Origin of the sequence: Sabulibacter ruber (assembly GCF_017355955.1) — a bacterium.
GTDB classification, from domain to species: Bacteria; Bacteroidota; Bacteroidia; order Cytophagales; family Hymenobacteraceae; genus Nibribacter; species Nibribacter ruber_A.
This window is the reverse complement of record NZ_JAFFID010000001.1, coordinates 1114391-1133131: the sequence shown is the minus strand read 5'-3', so window position 1 is coordinate 1133131 and position 18741 is coordinate 1114391. Positions and strand designations below refer to the sequence as shown.

The 18741-nt window shown below is 41.9% G+C and carries 12 protein-coding genes; 9 read left to right on the top strand and 3 right to left on the bottom strand.

Annotated features, from left to right (window positions below; translation table 11 throughout):
• The first annotated feature begins 578 nt into the window (after positions 1–578).
• The 5 genes from JT719_RS04765 to JT719_RS04745 all read left to right on the top strand — a co-directional run bounded on the left by JT719_RS04765 (position 579) and on the right by JT719_RS04745 (position 4237).
• The gene (locus tag JT719_RS04765; RefSeq protein WP_207431349.1) at positions 579–1151 is read left to right on the top strand and encodes a hypothetical protein; all 573 of its coding nucleotides are present in this window, start codon (positions 579–581) and stop codon (positions 1149–1151) included.
• Positions 1152–1602: 451 nt separating this feature from the next.
• Complete coding sequence (locus JT719_RS04760) at positions 1603–1776, top strand: hypothetical protein (protein WP_207431348.1); 174 nt, start codon at positions 1603–1605, stop codon at positions 1774–1776.
• Positions 1760–2134 (top strand): hypothetical protein, encoded by a 375-nt coding sequence (locus tag JT719_RS04755; protein ID WP_207431347.1) that lies wholly within the window; start codon positions 1760–1762, stop codon positions 2132–2134. The genes JT719_RS04760 and JT719_RS04755 overlap by 17 nt, the downstream gene beginning before the upstream one ends.
• Positions 2135–2390: 256 nt before the next feature.
• Complete coding sequence (locus JT719_RS04750; protein WP_207431346.1) at positions 2391–3044, top strand: hypothetical protein; 654 nt, start codon at positions 2391–2393, stop codon at positions 3042–3044.
• 275 nt (positions 3045–3319) lie between these two features.
• Positions 3320–4237 (top strand): hypothetical protein, encoded by a 918-nt coding sequence (locus JT719_RS04745; RefSeq protein ID WP_207431345.1) that lies wholly within the window; start codon positions 3320–3322, stop codon positions 4235–4237.
• 444 nt (positions 4238–4681) lie between these two features.
• Here the strand turns inward: JT719_RS04745 and JT719_RS04740 are convergent, their stop codons facing one another.
• Positions 4682–5326, bottom strand: a complete 645-nt coding sequence (locus JT719_RS04740) for a hypothetical protein (RefSeq protein WP_207431344.1) — start codon at positions 5324–5326, stop codon at positions 4682–4684.
• A 124-nt stretch (positions 5327–5450) separates the two neighbouring features.
• Here JT719_RS04740 and JT719_RS04735 point away from each other — a divergent pair, with 124 nt between their 5' ends.
• The 3 genes from JT719_RS04735 to JT719_RS04725 all read left to right on the top strand — a co-directional run bounded on the left by JT719_RS04735 (position 5451) and on the right by JT719_RS04725 (position 7543).
• Positions 5451–6419, top strand: a complete 969-nt coding sequence (locus JT719_RS04735) for an ADP-ribosylglycohydrolase family protein (protein WP_207431343.1) — start codon at positions 5451–5453, stop codon at positions 6417–6419.
• 187 nt (positions 6420–6606) lie between these two features.
• Positions 6607–6996: a hypothetical protein gene (locus tag JT719_RS04730; RefSeq protein ID WP_207431342.1), complete on the top strand. Its 390-nt coding sequence runs from the start codon at positions 6607–6609 to the stop codon at positions 6994–6996.
• A 130-nt stretch (positions 6997–7126) separates the two neighbouring features.
• Complete coding sequence (locus JT719_RS04725) at positions 7127–7543, top strand: hypothetical protein (RefSeq protein ID WP_207431341.1); 417 nt, start codon at positions 7127–7129, stop codon at positions 7541–7543.
• A gap of 743 nt (positions 7544–8286) precedes the next feature.
• Here JT719_RS04725 and JT719_RS04720 read toward each other — a convergent pair.
• Both JT719_RS04720 and JT719_RS04715 read right to left on the bottom strand, forming a co-directional pair.
• Positions 8287–8943 (bottom strand): recombinase family protein, encoded by a 657-nt coding sequence (locus JT719_RS04720; protein WP_207431340.1) that lies wholly within the window; start codon positions 8941–8943, stop codon positions 8287–8289.
• A gap of 345 nt (positions 8944–9288) precedes the next feature.
• On the bottom strand, positions 9289–9855 hold the full coding sequence (locus tag JT719_RS04715; RefSeq protein ID WP_207431339.1) for a hypothetical protein: 567 nt from the start codon (positions 9853–9855) through the stop codon (positions 9289–9291).
• 739 nt (positions 9856–10594) lie between these two features.
• Here JT719_RS04715 and JT719_RS04710 point away from each other — a divergent pair.
• On the top strand, positions 10595–18658 hold the full coding sequence (locus JT719_RS04710; RefSeq protein ID WP_207431338.1) for a SpvB/TcaC N-terminal domain-containing protein: 8064 nt from the start codon (positions 10595–10597) through the stop codon (positions 18656–18658).
• Positions 18659–18741: the final 83 nt, after the last annotated feature.

The window sequence follows — 18741 nt, the reverse complement described above, 5'->3', positions numbered from 1 at the left end:
TTTTGGGGTAATTTTTCTGCTGCTGCTACACTGCTACACAGTTTTTCGGCAAAACATCATAAGACTCTTGGCGAGCTATTGCCCCGCACGGTGTAGTGCGGGGCATGTGTTCAGTAACACAATTATCTATATAGATACTTTTGAAAGATTTGGGTGTAGCAGTGTAGCAGTAGCATGAAAACACATTCGATTCCTCCCAATACCACTTTTTGCTGCTGCATACTCTATGTAGCACGATGCAGCACTGTTAGCATCTCCACCTGATTGAAGAAATAAACATCTGTCAATCATCAAACTTTTTCTTATTTCAGAATATAAACAATGTGTGTCATGAACTGAATAATGAGGGTAGCCATTTACAGCTACCCTTTTTCATTTTCATCATCTCCTTCCCATTGCTCCACCATCCATCATCTATGCTACCTGCTATCTGATTACTAGGTATAATTCTAACCAGTTCCCAATGTGCTGTATGAAAGCTTTCTAACCCTAAGCTGAATTGAGTTAAAAAAAATCCCCCTATTTAAAACAAACAGCTATTCCGATTATATAAGCTGTAAATGGTATCAACAGTACACATGGTAGAGAAACAGAGCATCAAGAGGCTTAGCAACATTTACGATTTATTTGACCCTGACTTTCAAAGCGAGGCAATATTCCTTAGAAGCAGAGTCCCTATAGCCTGTGACCCGGAGGTTATGTATGACAGCAACAACCTCTTGCGGGGGAATAAGAGGTATATAAGGGACTTTACCATGCACCAAGCATCCGAACGCAAAACAGGAGGATTGGTGATAAAAGGGGATTGTTGCTATTACAAAGAGAATTACATCCTCCCGGGGGCTGTTCTGTACGTGATGGATGTGGGGAATATAGAGATGGTCGATTTCAAGGATCTGGTGGTATATGCTATCAGGCATGAAAGCCCCTACAGCGACGACGATTTCCATTTGGCTGTATTTTTCCGGTGTCTCAGGACCGGTGATTTTTTCGTGATTAGCTATTACTACTCAGACTTCTACATTTCTGAGGAGAGTGATAGCAGCGAGTACTTCCGCTATTATGCTTACTGCTTTTCAAGCAGTGTAGAAGCCGAAATACATAAACTTTCTGTAGAGGGGGAGTTGGCTTTATACAACACTGTTGAGTAAAGCAGGTTGAGACGGGAGAACAAGATCGATTTCATATCAAGCCTTCTGAACTGATCCGGAACCCTACAGAGCTAACACACCCTAGTAAAGCTTTGATACTACCCTAGGTAGGATATTCAAGCAAGGGGTTTCTCCGAAGGGTAGACCATCTTTGCCGCTAACTGACCGAGTTAACCGGGAAGTTCAAAGAGCAAGGGTTGGACTTCGTTAGCCCGCAGGGCTGCGTCAACACCACTCCCCCTTCGGTTGGTCTTTCATTCACGATTTAGCAGGCATGCCTGAGTTCGATAAGGTGCTCCATCCTGAGCGCATAAGTATTTGGTTATATTCTGTTTCCATAATCACCCAAAACAAACACTTCGACTTGTTTCCTAAACTCATATTGTCAATAACAAAGAACGGTAGAAAAGGAGGTGGAATAAATCGATATATATAATTTGATATATAGGATATGAAAAAGTATAAGAGTATTAAAATAAAAAGTAATACCATGCAGGACGTGGAGCAGGCCATATCGATGTTAAGGGAACGTGGCTATTACCTGAACAAATCAGAGCTGTTGAATCTGGCGGCAGCGAGGTTGATTTCTGCAATACAAATGAAATGGAATGATGATGGAAACTGAGTATTTGTTGAACAATGGTAGTTATAGCTATAAGAAAGTTATACAAGGTGTCGAATATTATATAACGGCAAAAACAAGCCCTGTTCTCAAGCTTTACTACGAATATGTCATCTCCGCTGAGGAACTGGCTGATGCAGTGGATGAGATGGTTTATGATAGATTGACAGAAAAGAATGAGGCGGAAATCGAAGTTTGTGTACTTGAAAGTGTAGGGGAGGGACCGGCAAAAATAATCTTTCTAGTTGATTTAACGATCAAGGCGGAAGTCATCCCTGAACCAACACCGGAACCCAATACACAAACTAATATCCTTACTTTAAATGACTTTATGAGTGCAATCAAAAGAGGTGAGCTATAGTGTCAATTAAATTACACTTACCAAAGACAGTATAGCTTTAGGATTTATGGTGTATGTAAGGAATTAGGATGCATTCCTAACATCGCCTTGATGACTGTTTTTATTATTTTTATGGTAAAGGAGTTGGTTTTCTAGGTTTTGTTTTATCCTCGATATTCATCATCAGAAAGGTGATAAATATTTATAACCAAATTTTAAAACAAATGGATTCTCTTGTAATATAAGTAGTGAACCATAAAAATACTACTTATAAAGAATGAAAGAAGAACAATTCAGTTTTAAAGATCAAGGCGGAGAATTATTTGATTCTGCCTGTTTAAATGAAGTAACTACTGCACTTAAAGATAGAGGTTTCATTGACGGTGACCCAGAGGCAAGGTTTAACAGTAAAAATCAACTATTAGGAAACGAAAAATACATAAGGAGTTTCACTTTGAAGCTTCTGTATAGAAAAGGGAATATTGTTAAGGTAAGATACAGAAGAGGTGGATTAGTGATAGAGAAAGACCGTTGCTACTATAAGGAGAAATATATCCGGAGTTCTGATGTTCTGTACGTAATGGATGAAGGGTATGTGAGTACGATCAACTTCGATGAACTACTGGTGTATGCTATTAGGGAAAAAAGACCCTACAACGATGACCAGATAGATGTTGCAATTTTTTTTCGTAGCATCAGAACAGGGAGTTTCTTTGGAATTGAATTTTGGCAATCAGACTTTTACTTGGCTGATGAGATTGAAGGAGAAGAGTACTTTCGCTACTATGCTTATGAATACGAAGAGGATAGTACAGAAGCGGGGTTACACAATCTCGCTATCGAAGGGGAGTTTACTTTATATAACACTAATCACTACCTTGCGCTGAGGAGGAATACCAAAATATATTTTATATTAAATCTTCTAAAATAAGGTATTATTATAATGGTAATTATTGCAATATTGTATGGGTTTAAAATGAGTGATTATTGAATGAGGTATTAATTAAGATATATTTAAGAGAAGTATATATTTATTTTCGTGTGATTGGCAGTGATAAAATTCAATGAGTCTTTTATAATAACTGGTTTGTGTTGATGCGATTACTTGAATTTGCCTTAAATAATTGTATTAATTTTTTTTGTTATTAAATTAAACCTTTTCATTTTATCGCATATAATTGGAAACAAATATAACCTTAAATAAAAATGGAAAATAAAGATTTTAAGAAGTACCTAATTTCAGAAAATACCGAAGATGATTTAGTTGATAAAGATTTCTTTGCCACAGCCTGTCCAAACCCAACAGAATTTGAAGATGATTTCTTTGATGTCAAATGCACTGCCGAAGAATTCCCTCATCTACTAGAATGGCGATTGGACCCCAAGCTATCCGAGAAGGAAAAGACGGTAATCGGAATGGAATATATATTCCAGGAACAAGGGTATTGTCCAAGTGACATTGTCTTCAGCTATGAAGAGAAGGAGCAAACTTTCAACATTTCGTTCAAGGGGGCGGAATTATTTGGAACCGGAAGGGTTGCCTCCTTGATAAAAGCTATCTGCCACCGTTCGGAGAAACACCAAACAAAAATGGTGTGTGGAATTGAAGCGTTGGAATTTACAATTACACTAAAAGAATTGAACCATATTGTCTTCGATCCTTCAATTTATGTCTGTAGTGACGTACTTATAAAGGAGGTACTAAGGGCTTTGGATTCATTGCACTTGGAGGAGTTCTATGAGCTCCATGAAGACTCAGCCACCGTTCGATTTGTAATTGAGGGACCAGTGCTCATGATGGAACTGGCAGATTCCGGCGGGAAGACGATAGAGGGGATAGAGGTCTATGATCAGATCATAAGCTTAAGAGAGAAATTTTTAATACTCTCCCCGGAAGATCAAGAAATGGCGGAGTACCTGATGTCCCTCAACTGCAATCTAAGCGATGACAGATTGATTACTCATATAAATTATATCATTGAGGTTGAGGGGCAAAGAAAGTTCGGTTGCTATGAGGATGATTTCGTTCAGAAGTTCAGGGAGAGAAAATATGAAGGAGTACTGTGGGTTGAAACACGGATAAGAAACAGGAAAATAGATGCTCTCCTAGATATTCAAATTTAAGTTAGTTCATTATTAATCAGACCCAAAACTAAAAGTGGGGCTGCCAACATAGGCAGCCCCACTTTTAGTTTTGGGTGATCGAATACAGCAGTTTTACCAAGTCTTTCCTTAATTAAAAATTATAGTACTATTCTTTACCAGGGATGCTTTCCAGCAAATGATACCGGTTCGCTAATATATTTGGTGGTTTTTAAAACTATAGTTCTTTGAGTTTATATAAACAGAGTTAACAACATAAGATTTATATAGTTGAAAAAGAAAAGGAGAACCTCAGAGGAGGTTACGGAAACGTTGTTCAACAAATTAAGTGAAAAAGATCAAGTGGAGCTGATAGAAAGAGAAAGTGGCACCGTTCATCACGGTGTCACTTTCTCTTTCTATGAAGTGCAAATCCTCTGGAGGGTCATAACTAACATACGCTCCTCCTGGAAAGTGTCTTGTTTTTTACCAATTCTCAAGATAGAAGAGCCTGTCAATTTTGAAAGTACGCGTATTGTAATAAATTAATTTAGCTTCTTTTGGTGCGTTCATGAACTCTTCTTCAGTAAAGACTTCTTTGGTGGCGTAGTAATTCAAGTATTCTTCAAGTTCATGTGCTTCATAACACTCATGTGGCAAATAAATCCCGCTGTAATGATAGCTGATAGAATAGAAGTCTCCAGTGGAAGAGCTTCTGTAATAAATGGCAAAGTAAATTGTATAGGCGTCGTCTACCACGTAATTCTGCATTCCGACGACAACCAAGTCATTGAAATTAATAGTTTTTATAACCCCGTCTGATACTTTTTCCCTATAATAGAGTAAGTCGGTTGGTAATATATACCCCTCCTTGTAACCACAATAGCTGCCCTCCTCTATAAGACCACCTGTTTTCCTTCGATAGTGTCTTTCATATTCATACATAGTATAATCTCTGATGTACTTCTCATTTCCAAGGAGGCTGGTGTTACCCCCGAACATATCAAGAGTTTCAGGCCAATCGTTTTCTGGGAAAATATCTATGTTCTTGAAGTATAATGGGTCAAATAACCTGTCAATATCGGTTTGGCTATCTTCGGTGTTTGATTCTGTTTTTTGTTCATTTAGCATATTTTATAATTTTTTTATTTTACTCTTATTATATAATGGACTGATGTAAAAGTTTTAAATACCTATCTCAAAATGTGACATTTATTTTTTGGCTAGCACGCAACTAAAACTGACAATATCGTTTATGGACCTATTAAAATTCAATTATATGGGTGACATAGCTATAAATGATAGGTTCGAGGGATGCCTAAAGGGGCTAGCCGCAGGCGATGCACTTGGAACCACCTTGGAGTTTCAGAGCCCTGGAACCTTTGAACCTATCACGGATATGGTGGGCGGCGGGCCCTTCGACCTGAAGCCGGGTCAGTGGACGGACGATACGTCCATGGCACTTTGCCTAGCTGATAGTCTAATCTACTGCAATGGGTTTGATGCCAGAGACCAGATGGAGCGATATGTGCGCTGGTACCGCAAAGGGTATAGAAGCAGCACCGGCACCTGCTTTGATATCGGAAATGCCACCTATCAAGCACTCAGCCGGTTTGAGCAGACGCAGGATCCCTTCAGCGGTTCAACAGATCTCACTACTGCGGGTAACGGTTCCATCATGCGCCTGGCGCCTGTTCCTCTCTTCTTTTACAAAGATCCCGAGCTAGCTCTGCAATACGCAGCAGACAGCTCCAAAACCACCCATGGGGCCAAAGCAGCGGTAGACTCCTGCGTGTACCTGACTGGTTTGATCATTGGAGCGGTTCAGGGGAAAAGTAAGGAGGAGCTGCTACAGCCTCTGTATACTCCCGTTCCCGATTTTTGGCAGCATTACGTGCTTTCCACTGATATAGAGGATGTAGCCAAAAGCTCCTACAAACACCGGAACCCTCCTTTTATACAAGGAAGTGGGTATGTAGTAAAGTCTCTGGAAGCTGCTTTGTGGGCATTTTACAATAGCAACACCTTTGAAGAAGGCTGCTTGATGGCAGTAAACTTAGGCGATGATGCAGATACCACCGGAGCGGTGTATGGCCAACTGGCAGGAGCGTTTTACGGAGTTCAAGCGATCCCTGAGAATTGGTTGAATAAGTTAACGGATGGGGAGGATATCCGACTTCTGGCTGCAACTCTTTTGGAGAATAGCCCAGCAGGCGGAGTGTAGCCCGTCACGACATATGACAAGCTGCGTTCTTTGTCTTGCAATAACTTTATGCTAGGTGTTGACAGCTAATATACCTTAAAATTCAGCCTTTGGCCTTTTCTAAAAAAAATCAAAGAATTTTCGATGACACGTAAAACTTTTGTTTATGACGAATATATAATGGATGTAATTAAACATTTAACTAAAAATGATAGAAGTAAAACTACATTCAAGAAACGAAATTTACTCCATGTACCATCAGCTGGGGGCAAAGGGTGACTTAGTTTTGATTGCAACAAACTGCCCATCCGTCTGGTGCAATTGTCAACCGGTAGATTGTAAATGCGATGAGGAAGCAGGTGAGACAGGCAGAGGAGGTATCAGTATCTTCAGGAGTTTGGAGAACTCTGACCTTTGTTTCTATGATCGTACCTATATAGACCCATATTATGTACGAGAAGCATATGAATTATATAAATTCAAATATGAAGATATTATGCAGTTTATAGACGAAGACGATAAATTTTTTGATTTCAGGCCTCAATTGTATGCAAGGGCTGTCAAGGCAAGAATGAAGTCTTTGCCTAAAGTTGTGTAAGGCCGAACTTAAAATTACATATATATTAAGGAGCGAAAGCTCTTTCGCTCTTTGATATATATTATTCAACTATCCTCAATTCTGGAATTTACTAATTTTGTCGTTTTGGGACTTCAAAGACACTGATTATGTGAAATGTGAATACGAAAATGTTTTAATGAATAATTTAAAAAAGCCTAGTGGATACATTAAAACCTATAATGCTCTGGTTTGCGGTTTTAAAGAACTAGCCTTGTCAACTTCCAATTTAAAACCTGACAGGTTCCAAATGCATAGGTACAATTGGAGTATCCTCTATGGGGAAGATTTCACCAAAGGAACAATCTACTGTCAATCGGGTAATTGTATCACTGGCTTTCAATTGCAAGACTTTATTCTTTTAGCAAAAGGAAGTAGCTATATAGTTCGAAGCGCAGGTACAGCTATGTATACCAAATATTTTTATCACATTCCTACTAAACAGGTATATGGACTGTATAAGGATGATTATTCATGGATGTGCATTGCAAAGCCCATAGCAATAGATGCTCAGGAGTATACCAATTAGGAGTGTATTGGCAATGCTACACGATATATGAAACTAATTACAGGAATTTTAAAATTAACCTGTTGCTTGATGCAATGGAATAGAGGCAGTTTTGGTGCAAGTCAGGATTTAAAATAGAAGAGGTGAATTTTTTCATAACAGTTCACCTCTTCTATTTCAAGTATATCAATTAGATTGTTTTTGAAACTAAAATCATCATAGAAAATTTCTAAACTTCAATCTGCTAGCTGAATCCCTTTCTCTCGGCTTATTACATTTAGTCGGCTGATAACATTCTGCTTCTTCCTTTCTTTTTATAGTATTGCAGTTCCACAAGAGAAGCTGAACCGAGAATATCCATCACCATATTGTCTTCATGTCCCTGACCAACCTAATGGTTTATAAAGCCGAACTGGCTAAGTATCTCGACTTGAATGGTAGTTATGCATGACTACTTTAAATGGCCAATTAGATAGGTAGTTGGTAATAGTAAAATCTTTGAAAGTGTTTGGAACCTTTAGGGTGTAATATTCACTAAGAAAAGGTTGACTTTGAAGGAGGATTGTGAATCTATGTAAATCCTGCAAATCAATATTTAAACTTCTTTTGCCTGAATGGGCGGAAAGCATTGTGGTGACAGCAAGACAAGGGACATTTAAACTGCATAGTTCCCTGTCGAAATTAGTAGGTTTGGTAAAGGATAAGAGCGTTCCTTAAGAATGAATATTAGCTAACCAATTATTCTAGATACTTTTACACTGAAACTAGACTCCTCTGACAGCCAACCTTTGTACGGTGATAGGGAAAAACTTCTTTCCTCGGCGGGTGGTGAAGCCGTGTTCGTTTAACCGCTCAGCGATCGCCTGGTAAGTCATGCTCCTCTCCCGGTACATTTGGATCAGCTCAATGGCCTGCCGATTGGCTTTGTGGGTCACTGCGTTTTCCTTCCTTATCTGCAGTCCTTTCTTCCTTGCGAACTCGTCCAGATTCCGCGGCGTTCCTAAGGTGAAACCCTGTTTCTTTTTTTGTTCCAATGCTGCTTTGGTGCGGCTGCTGATGAGCTCACGCTCGTGCTGGGCTAGGACGGCAAAGATGCCAATTGTCAGAGTGTTAGCGTCGGGCATGTCCACGGCAACAAAATCCACGTGGCTGTCGCGCAAAGTAAAGATAAAACCAGCATTACGGGAGAGTCGATCAAGTTTGGCAATCAGCAATTGAGCCTGGCGCTGCTTGGCGTAAGCGATTGCCGCCCCTAACATAGGCCGGTCGTTTCGTTTACCACTCTCAACCTCGACAAACTCCTTTAGCAGAACATCTCCTGTTTTTAGGAAACGGGTTACTGTCTCACGTTGCGACTCCAATCCCAATCCGCTATGGCTTTGTCGCTTAGTGGACACACGATAATAGGCGACGTAGTTCATCTTTAGATTTTTATTGGTGTATATGGAGGTAAAGATACTACATAACATTTTACAAACGACCGTTTATAAAATGTTATAATCAATTAATATGCCTTCTCTGTAATAACTTCTTTACATAGCATGGAAAAAAGAGAAGGGGAAGGTGCCGACGTGATAAGGAATTTTGAAAGACAATCAGCTGCCGGAAAGATATACAATTGAAAAGCTCTCTTTTGGACTTGGCAACTTTCCAATTATTTTATTAAAATGTAAGTAATCCCTTTTCTAGTATGAGAAAGCTAAATGAGTAGCAAAGGAGGCTTTGGGCATAAAGTAACAAAAAGATGTAACGTTTCTTTTTAGCTTTCAAAAAGGTTCATCATCTACTTCATATTCATAAATTTGTTTTAAAATGAGGGCAGGAACGGAAACCTGATATTCAACAGGAACAAATACTTCTGTTGCTTCCTTTATAAAATAAGAATTATAAAGTAACATATCATAGAAATCTCCTATCTCAGAAATTCCTTCATATTCAGCCAACCTAAGATGATAGTTCATGCACTTGGTATCATGATCAGTCTTCATTTTATATGACTGCACCGGAAAAAAATCTTTTTCCCAGTAAGTTAATCCTTTTGAATCCACCATTTGAAAGTATCTTTCTCCACGAGTTATTTCAGGATCAATATAACTGCAAGATTCAGAGTTGTGATTGATTTCTGATTTGTTAAGTGTTCTTGTGGATTTTAAAAAACGAGAATCTTTTATACCTAGGTATATCAACCGAGTGAATATTATACCTATTCCTAATAATACTTCTATAGGTCCTCCACCTTCGATATAAAACATGTGCTCAAAATAAGAAGCAATCATATCAAGATGTCCCTTTTGCTTGACTGCTTGGCGATCATTGATCAGTATTCGGAGCAACCGCAATGTTTAAAAGAGTATTGGCTCTTGCCGGTATTGAGAAACCAGAAGATGAATGCCTGCCTGAAAGAAATTGCGGATGTTTGTAAAATCCTAAAGAACCTGACCTTCCACATTGCCCGGCATACCTTCACTACCATGAATTGCTTCCAGAAATAGGGTGCCAATTGAGTCAGTTTCTAAAATGCTGGCTATAAGAACATAATATAACCCTTCTTTTACCACAGTGCCCTTTCTCTTTATAGTACTGAAATCGGTATAAATGAATTGGATGTTGAAATACTAAAAATTAAGTATTGTTTTAACCCGGTTCTTAAAGTAATTTCAACAATGACGTTTGTAACGTTGAATGGTGATTCGGTATGTAAAGCCGTTTTAGGCTTCTTGAAAGAGCACCATAAATGGACCCAATTGAAAGAAAGTTGCGGCATTTTTCAATTTTACTCGTGATTTTTTTCTCGTCAAATATTGATTCCAACAAAATGATTCGCCTCTATTTATTCTCAATGTTGGCCACTGCTTGATCATTACTTATTGCAAAGCATTATAAATCACTACTGAATACTGCACCAGAACTCCTGCTATTGCAGCTTATTTGGCCTTTCACTTCCTCTTTTGAAGGGTTAGTATTCTAAATATAGATTTGTGGAACCTTATAGTCTGATTCTTCAGTCTCAAGCCTTCTTTTCTGACGCCCAAGGGTTAATACTTTCTTTTTAAAACGTTTCAGGGATTCAGTATGAGACCAAACGCCAGTTTCTACAACCCATCGCAGGAATCAGTGCATGGTAAAGGTGCCGGTATACAATCTGGAGGCAGTGTGGATCAATGCAATAAAGCGGGAGATGGGTATAGCGGCTTTCAAGCACCGCAAGTTTCATTACCCAAGGGAGGAGGTGCTATCCGGGGTATTGGCGAAAAATTTGCCGCAAACCCCGTCACTGGCACCGGATCTATGAGTGTTCCTATTGCCATAAGCCCTGGCCGTGCCGGATTCGGGCCACAGCTCACCCTTTCCTACGACTCCGGTGCGGGGAATGGCTTATTTGGCTTCGGTTGGTCCCTGAGTTTGCCACAGATCACCCGCAAGACTGATAAAGGACTGCCGCAATACAACGATGGTGAAGAATCAGACGTATTCCTGCTTTCTGGGTCGGAAGATCTGGTGCCACTGCGCAATTCCGATGGTAGCCGACATGAGGATACCGCTACCGCACCGGGTTACACCATCCACCGCTACTTTCCCCGTATCGAGGGGCTATTCGCCCGAATTGAGCGCTGGACAGACCTAGCCACGGGACAAATCCACTGGCGCTCAATCACGCATGACAATATTACTACACTTTACGGAAAATCATTTAATAGTTGTATTGTAGATCCCAACGATCCTATGCGCATTTTCAGTTGGTTAATTTGCGAAAGTTACGATGACAAAGGTAATGCAATGGTCTATGAATATGAATCCGAAAATGAACAGAACATTGACCTTTCCCAAGCAAATGAGCGCAACCGGGAGCGAACAGCCAATCGCTACTTAAAACGCATTAAGTATGGCAACCAGACTCCTAATCGGGACGGAAACTGGAACCCAACGGAAGCAGGATTATTGCCAGATGAAGAATGGATGTTTATAGTGGTATTTGATTATAACGAAGAACACTATGAGGAACTCCGTCTCGATCCTGCCTTTTCTCAAGCTGAACAGCACCAGTTTGTTCGAGCTACTGCTTTCTCCGGTCCTTCTGCCTGGAGAGTTCGACCAGACCCGTTCTCTTTCTACCGATCAGGATTTGAAGTACGGACTTATAGACGTTGCCGCCGTGTTTTGATGTTCCATAATTTTAAGGAACTGGGAGAAGAACCGTACCTGGTACGTTCGACTGAATTTGATTATGTTGATTTAGACTATTCACAAATTTCTACTAATGAAGCGGAGCTTGCTCATCCAGGCAGCACCCGTTATGCCTCATTCATTAAGACGATTATTCAGTCGGGGTTTGTCCGGGATGATACTAAAGCTGAGTTGTCTCATAATGGTCTGAAGTACTTTACTTATCTCAAAAAATCCCTTCCGCCGCTCGAATTTGATTATAGCAAGGCAAAAATTCAGGAAGACATACGCGAGCTTGATACTAAGAGCTTAGAGAACCTACCCGTTGGCTTGGATGGCATTACTTATCAATGGGTGGACCTTGATGGAGAAGGGCTCTCGGGTATCCTCACGGAGCAAGCAGACGCGTGGTTTTATAAACCAAATGTGGGTAATGGCAGCTTTGGTCCCTTGGAGGTAGTTAATCTTAAGCCTTCACTGGCTAATCTGAGTAGTGGCCAACAGCAACTTCTTGACCTGGCTGGAAACGGCCATTTAGACGTGGTGGCTTTATCTGGTTCTAATCCAGGTTATTTTGAACGTACTAATGACAAGAGATGGGAATTATTCAGGGAATTTACTCACTTGCCTAACATCTCTTGGGATGATCCAAACTTACGCTTTGTAGACTTAAATGGGGATGGCTATGCCGATATACTAATTACTGAACACGAAGTATTGACCTGGCATCCTTCTTTAGCCGAAAGGGGTTTTGGCGCAGCCAATCAGGTTTCAAAGCAATCGGATGAGGAGCGAGGGCCTAATTTAGTGCTGGCGGATGGTACCCAATCGGTTTATCTGGCAGATATGTGCGGTGATGGTCTTATGGACCTAGTGCGCATCCGTAACGGTGAGGTTTGCTATTGGCCTAATTTAGGTTATGGCCACTTTGGAGCAAAAGTTACAATGGATGGTGCTCCGATGTTTGACCATTCGGATCAGTTTAATCAGCAGCGCATTCGGCTGGCCGATATAGATGGTTCTGGCCTTACTGATATCATTTACTTAGGCCGGCATACTGTCCGCCTATATTTCAATCGCTCAGGTAACAGTTGGAGTGAACCATTTCATTTGAGTCAGGTTCCTGTAGTAGATAACCTTTCCTCAGTCATAATAGCTGACTTGTTGGGTAATGGCACCGCCTGTTTGGTGTGGTCATCCCTTTTGCCAAATCATTCCCCGAAGCCGTTGCATTATATTGACCTGATGGGTGGACAAAAACCAAACCTACTCATTAAATCTACTAATAACCTCGGGGCTGAAACACAGGTGCATTACGCACCCTCAACCAAATTTTACATTGAGGATAAAAAGATAGGTAAACCTTGGATTACCAAACTACCATTTCCTGTTCATGTTGTGGAGTGGGTCCAGACCTACGATCACATTAGCGGCAACCGCTTTGTGAATCATTATGCGTACCATCACGGCTATTTTGATGGATTTGAGCGTGAGTTTAGAGGCTTTGGTATGGTGGAACAATGGGATACGGAAGAGTTTAAAGCCCTTACTGCTGATCAGGATTTACCAGTAGCTACAAATTTAGATAATCTATCCCATGTACCACCTGTATATACAAAAACCTGGTTCCATACAGGTATCCATATCGGGCGGGATAATGTTTCTGATTACTTTGCCGGACTGAGGAATGACCGAGAAGCCGGAGAATATTATCGCGAACCCGGCTTAAGCAATGCAGAGGCCAGGCAACTGCTGCTCGAAGATACAGTTTTACCAGCTGGATTATCCGTTGAGGTGGAACGGGAGGCCTGCCGGGCTTTGAAGGGTATGATGCTGCGCCAGGAAGTGTATGCCCTGGATAAAACAACAAAAGAAAAACATCCTTATATAGTTACTGAACAAAACTTTACCATTCGCTGCTTGCAAGCAAAAGGAAGGAACCAACACGCGGTGTTTTTTACCCACCCCCGGGAAGTAATCAGTTATCACTATGAACGAAATCCGAGTGACCCGCGCGTTACACATGCCCTGACGCTGGAGGCAGATGATTTTGGTAATGTGCTTAAATCCGCTGCCGTTAGCTACGGTCGGCGCCAGCCCGATTCCGGGTTAGAAGCGCGAGACCAGGTTAAACAAGGACAGTTGTTAATTACTTATACTGAAAACGATTTTACTAACCACATCCATGCGGCAAACGATTACCGCTCCCCTTTGCCCTGCGAATCCCAAACCTATGAAGTGACGGGATTAGTTTTACAACCTAATACCAGGCGTTTTACTTTTCAGGAGCTAATGGATGGCATGGGAACTGCTGTTTCTATTCATTATGAAGAAAGTGCCATTTCCGGTGTCCTCCAGAAGCGGTTGATAGAACATTCTCGCACGCGTTTTCGTCGCAATAACTTAATCGAACCTTTGCAGCCTGGTGAACTGGAATCACTAGCACTTCCATTCGAGAGCTATAGGCTAGCGTTTTCGCCAGGTTTAGTTACAAAGGTCTTTGGAGAAAGAGTGAGTAACGACATGCTCGCCAATGAGGGCCGGTACGTTCACAGCGAAGGGGATGCAAACTGGTGGATTCCCTCCGGACAAATGTTTTACTCGCCGGATGCAACCGATAACTCAGCGCAGGAACTGGTTTACGCACGGAAACATTTCTTTTTGCCGCACCGCTACCGCGATCCATTCCATTCCAGTAGGGGCAGTACCGAGACCACCGTCACCTATGATGCCTATAACCTGCTGGTACAGGAAACCCGGGATGCCCTCGACAATTATATTACCGTGGGGGAACGTGATATTGACCCAACCAAACCACTGGCAAGTATGGGCCATAATTACCGGGTGTTGCAATCAACTTCAATTATGGACTTTAACCGAAACTGCTCAATTGTGGCTTATGACGCACTTGGCATGGTAGTAGGTACAGCAGTAATGGGGAAGCCGGAGCATAATCCCCGGCAGGGTGATTCATTAAATAATTTTGACCCAAACCTGACGGAAGCGGTAGTTATTACCCACTTGCAAAATCCACTAAATAACCCACAAATTATCCTGCAGCAAGCCACTACCCGCCTGGTCTACGACTTGTTCGCCTACTATCGCACAAAGAACCAGCTTGCACCACAACCCTCCGTTGTCTATGCTTTGGTTCGTGAAACCCACGATGCGGAATTAGTAATCGGCCAAAAGACAAACATACAGCATAGTTTTACCTATTCAGATGGATTTGGCCAGGAAATCCAAAGGAAGATTCAGGCCGAACCAGGACCGGTTCCAAAACGTGATCCAACCACTAGGAGGATCGTAGTGGTTAACAATCAACCCGAGATGGTTTCAAATGATGGCAAACCACGTTGGGTGGGTAGTGGCTGGACAGTGTATAACAATAAGGGGAAACCTGTTCGCCAGTATGAACCTTTTTTCACCGATAATCACCAGTACGAATTTGATGTGCGCATAGGGGTAAGCTCCGTTCTCTTCTATGATCCTGTCGAACGGGTAGTGGTGACACTGCATCCCAACAATACTTATCAAAAAGTAATTTTCGATGCCTGGAAGCAAGCTACCTGGGATATGAATGATACGGTTAAGCTTGACCCAAGAACTGATACTGATGTGTCAGGATACGTTGCCGAATACTTTAAGCAAACCGCAACACAACCGCATACCTGGAAAACATGGCTCGAGCAAAGGGGCGTTGACCCGGCAGCTCCACCACCGGATACGCCGGTTTTAGCGCCTGAAAAGAAAGCCGCTATCCATACTTTACCACACGCGGATACTCCGGCAGTCAATTTTATCGATAGCTTGGGACGTTCTTATCTTTCCTTTGCCCATAACGGATTTAAACCCGATGGTGCTCCTATTTATTTCGCTACCCGTATTAACTTAGATATTGAAGGCAATCAGCGGGAGATAACTGATGCGAAAGATCGTATCGTGATGCGCTACGATTACGATATGTTAGGCAACCGCGTTTACCAGGCCAGCATGGAGGCTGGAAAGCGATGGATGCTCAACGATGTTTCCGGTAAGCTTATTCGGGCTTGGGATAGTAGGGGCCATCAATTCCGGACTGAGTACGATTCTTTAGGTCGTTTGCTGCGCTCTTATGTTACTGGGGCTGACACTGCCAACCACAACCGGGAGCTTTTAGTCGAGCGGCTGGTATACGGCGAACAACACCCGGAAGATCTGCTGGGAAATTTACGAGGAAAGGTGTATCTGCAGCTGGATCTAGCAGGTGTTGCCAGCAACGAAGCTTACGATTTCAAAGGTAATATTGCAATGGCTTCCAGGCGTCTGGCTCAGGAATACAAAAAGGCGTTAGACTGGAATGCAGTAAATTTGGTATTGCCCGCCAATCCTACTGTAAAGTTTATCAACTCCACATTACAGGCAGCTCTGGAAAAGCTTGTGGAAAGCGAAACCTTTTCCAATGGCACTATCTACGATGCTTTAAACCGTCCAATTCAAATTATTGCACCTCATAGTGATCAGGCAGGCACTAAGCTTAGTATTATACAACCTACCTACAATGAAGCAAGCCTATTGGAAAGGGTTGACGTCTGGCTGGACCGCCCTAACATTCCGGACAGCATTTTAGAGGTGAATCTTATACCACCTTCGCCAGTGGGGGTTAGTAGGATTGACTATGACGCAAAAGGGCAGCGCCTACAAATCAGGTATAAAAATCACGTAACGACAAGATACACGTACGATCCGGAAACATTCCGCCTAACCCACCTTTACACCGGAAGAGGGCTGGCATTTACAAAAGATTGTGGTACTGATCCTCAACCTAAATTTGCCGCACCTAAAGTTCCACCTAAGAACATGCAGTGTGGTTTACAAAACCTTTATTACACATATGACCCTGTAGGCAACATTACCTACATCCGCGACGATGCGCAACAACGGGTTTTCTTTGATGGTAAGGTGGTGGAGCCCAGCGCCGAGTATAAATATGATGCAATCTACCGGTTGATTCAAGCTACGGGCCGCGAGCACCTGGGGCAAGTTGGCGGCAATCCGATTCCACATTCTCATGACGATGCACAGCGCACTCGCCTGCCACACCCTAACGACGGCAATGCAATTGGACGCTACTGTGAGAAATACCTTTACGACGAAGTGGGCAACCTTTTAGAAATGAGCCACCATCGCACCTGCTCCGACAACGCATCCTGGAGACGTGCTTATTTCTACGAGGAAGCCAGCCAGATTGAGCAAACAAAAAAAAGTAATAGGCTAAGCCATACAACTGTTGGCACCAATAATCCCACCACGGAATCATACCTGCATGATGAGCATGGCAATATAATCCGAATGCCCCATTTGGGCAATCACCGGAATCAGCAGGAAGCTAACATGCACTGGGATTACAGGGATCAGTTACGGCAGACGGATTTAGGAGGAGGAGGAACTGCCTATTATGTTTATGATTCAGGTGGCCAAAGGGTGCGTAAGGTGTGGGAGAAATCCACTACCCTCATAGAAGAGCGGATCTACCTTGGTGGCTTTGAAATATTCCGGCTGCGCAACAGCGGCGCTGTAATCTCTCTGCAACGTGAGACCCTGCACATCATGGACGACAAGCAACGAATTGCTTTAGTAGAGAAGTGCATTTTAGATACAGCAGGTAATGACCCAGCTCCTCGGCAATTAATCCGTTACCAATTAGGAAACCACCTGGGTTCAGTTAGCTTAGAGCTTAATGAAAAAGCAGAAATAATATCATACGAGGAATATACCCCTTACGGAAGTACGTCCTACCAAGCGGTGCGCAACCAAACTGAAACTCCAAAACGATTTAGGTATACTAATAAGGAAAGAGATGAAGAAAGCGGATTCTATTACCACGGTTTACGATATTATGCTGCTTGGGTTGGTAAGTGGATAAGTTGTGACCCTTTAGGCATTTCGGATGGACTCAATGTTTACCAATATTCCTTAGGAAATCCAATTAGATTTTTTGATCCAACAGGAACTAGTGGAGAAGATCCTTCAAAATCTTTGGAGGATGACCATATGGCTATTAGGCAGAAGGTGTACCATCATTTTCGATCAGATTTAATTGCTGCAGAGAAGGATATTCCTTATGATCCTAAAAAATATAAAGGAAAGGATGGTTTTTTTAGGTGGCGACGCGATATCGGCATTGAGGCTCATAAACGAACACAGTCTTGGGTTAAACAACAATGGAGCGACGCTGTAACCGAATCATTAATGAAATCCGAGGGAACTCGACCTGATATTGCATTTCCTAAGCGGAAACTTATGATTGAGCTCAAATCTACAATGACTGGACTGATGGACTCTCCCGAACAACAGGCTCGACAGATTGCTGCAGCAGCTAAAAGAGGGTGGGCGTATACTGCAATCACGGCACGGGAGAGCTTACCTGCAGGTGGGCTTAGTGCAAAAGGTGATTCCTACTACGTTTCACGAAGTGACGTTAAAAAGGCTGCTGGAGGAAATAAAAGCGGCAGAAATCGTGGATTTGCGAGTACTGGTTCAATGGCCTTAAGCGCAGTTGGTTCTGGTTTGGCAATATTAGGTGGACTATCAGACATGGTTGATTGGTTAGAATTCCCAGAACAAATTGATGATATTAAAGCAAATAAGGTTGATCCTATCATAGTCCAACGAGCTCTTTCTAAAAGCCGAATAGAGGCACTTATTACAAAATCTAGTCAAGACCTTCAAATTATTAAAAATGGAGAGCTTTCAACCAATATGCTTATTGATCCGCAAAGTGGAAACATTTATATGGTCATACTTGAGAATAATGATAAATACAAAACGGGAGACATAGTAGGAGTAGGAACTTCTCGAAATCTATATGGTTCCAAAGTCTTTAAGGATAATAGAACTGGAGATGTCTACTTCAATTCACCTTCAGGTGAGGGATGGCAAGTTACAGGACCCACAACCGGTGCAACTTGGAAGCTTTTTCCTGGTCAATAATTCTGATTGCTCATATTTGATTATATATAGGTGATAATGGAATATAAGAAGTTTATGGAGTGGTAGTTCTGATTATTAGTTAA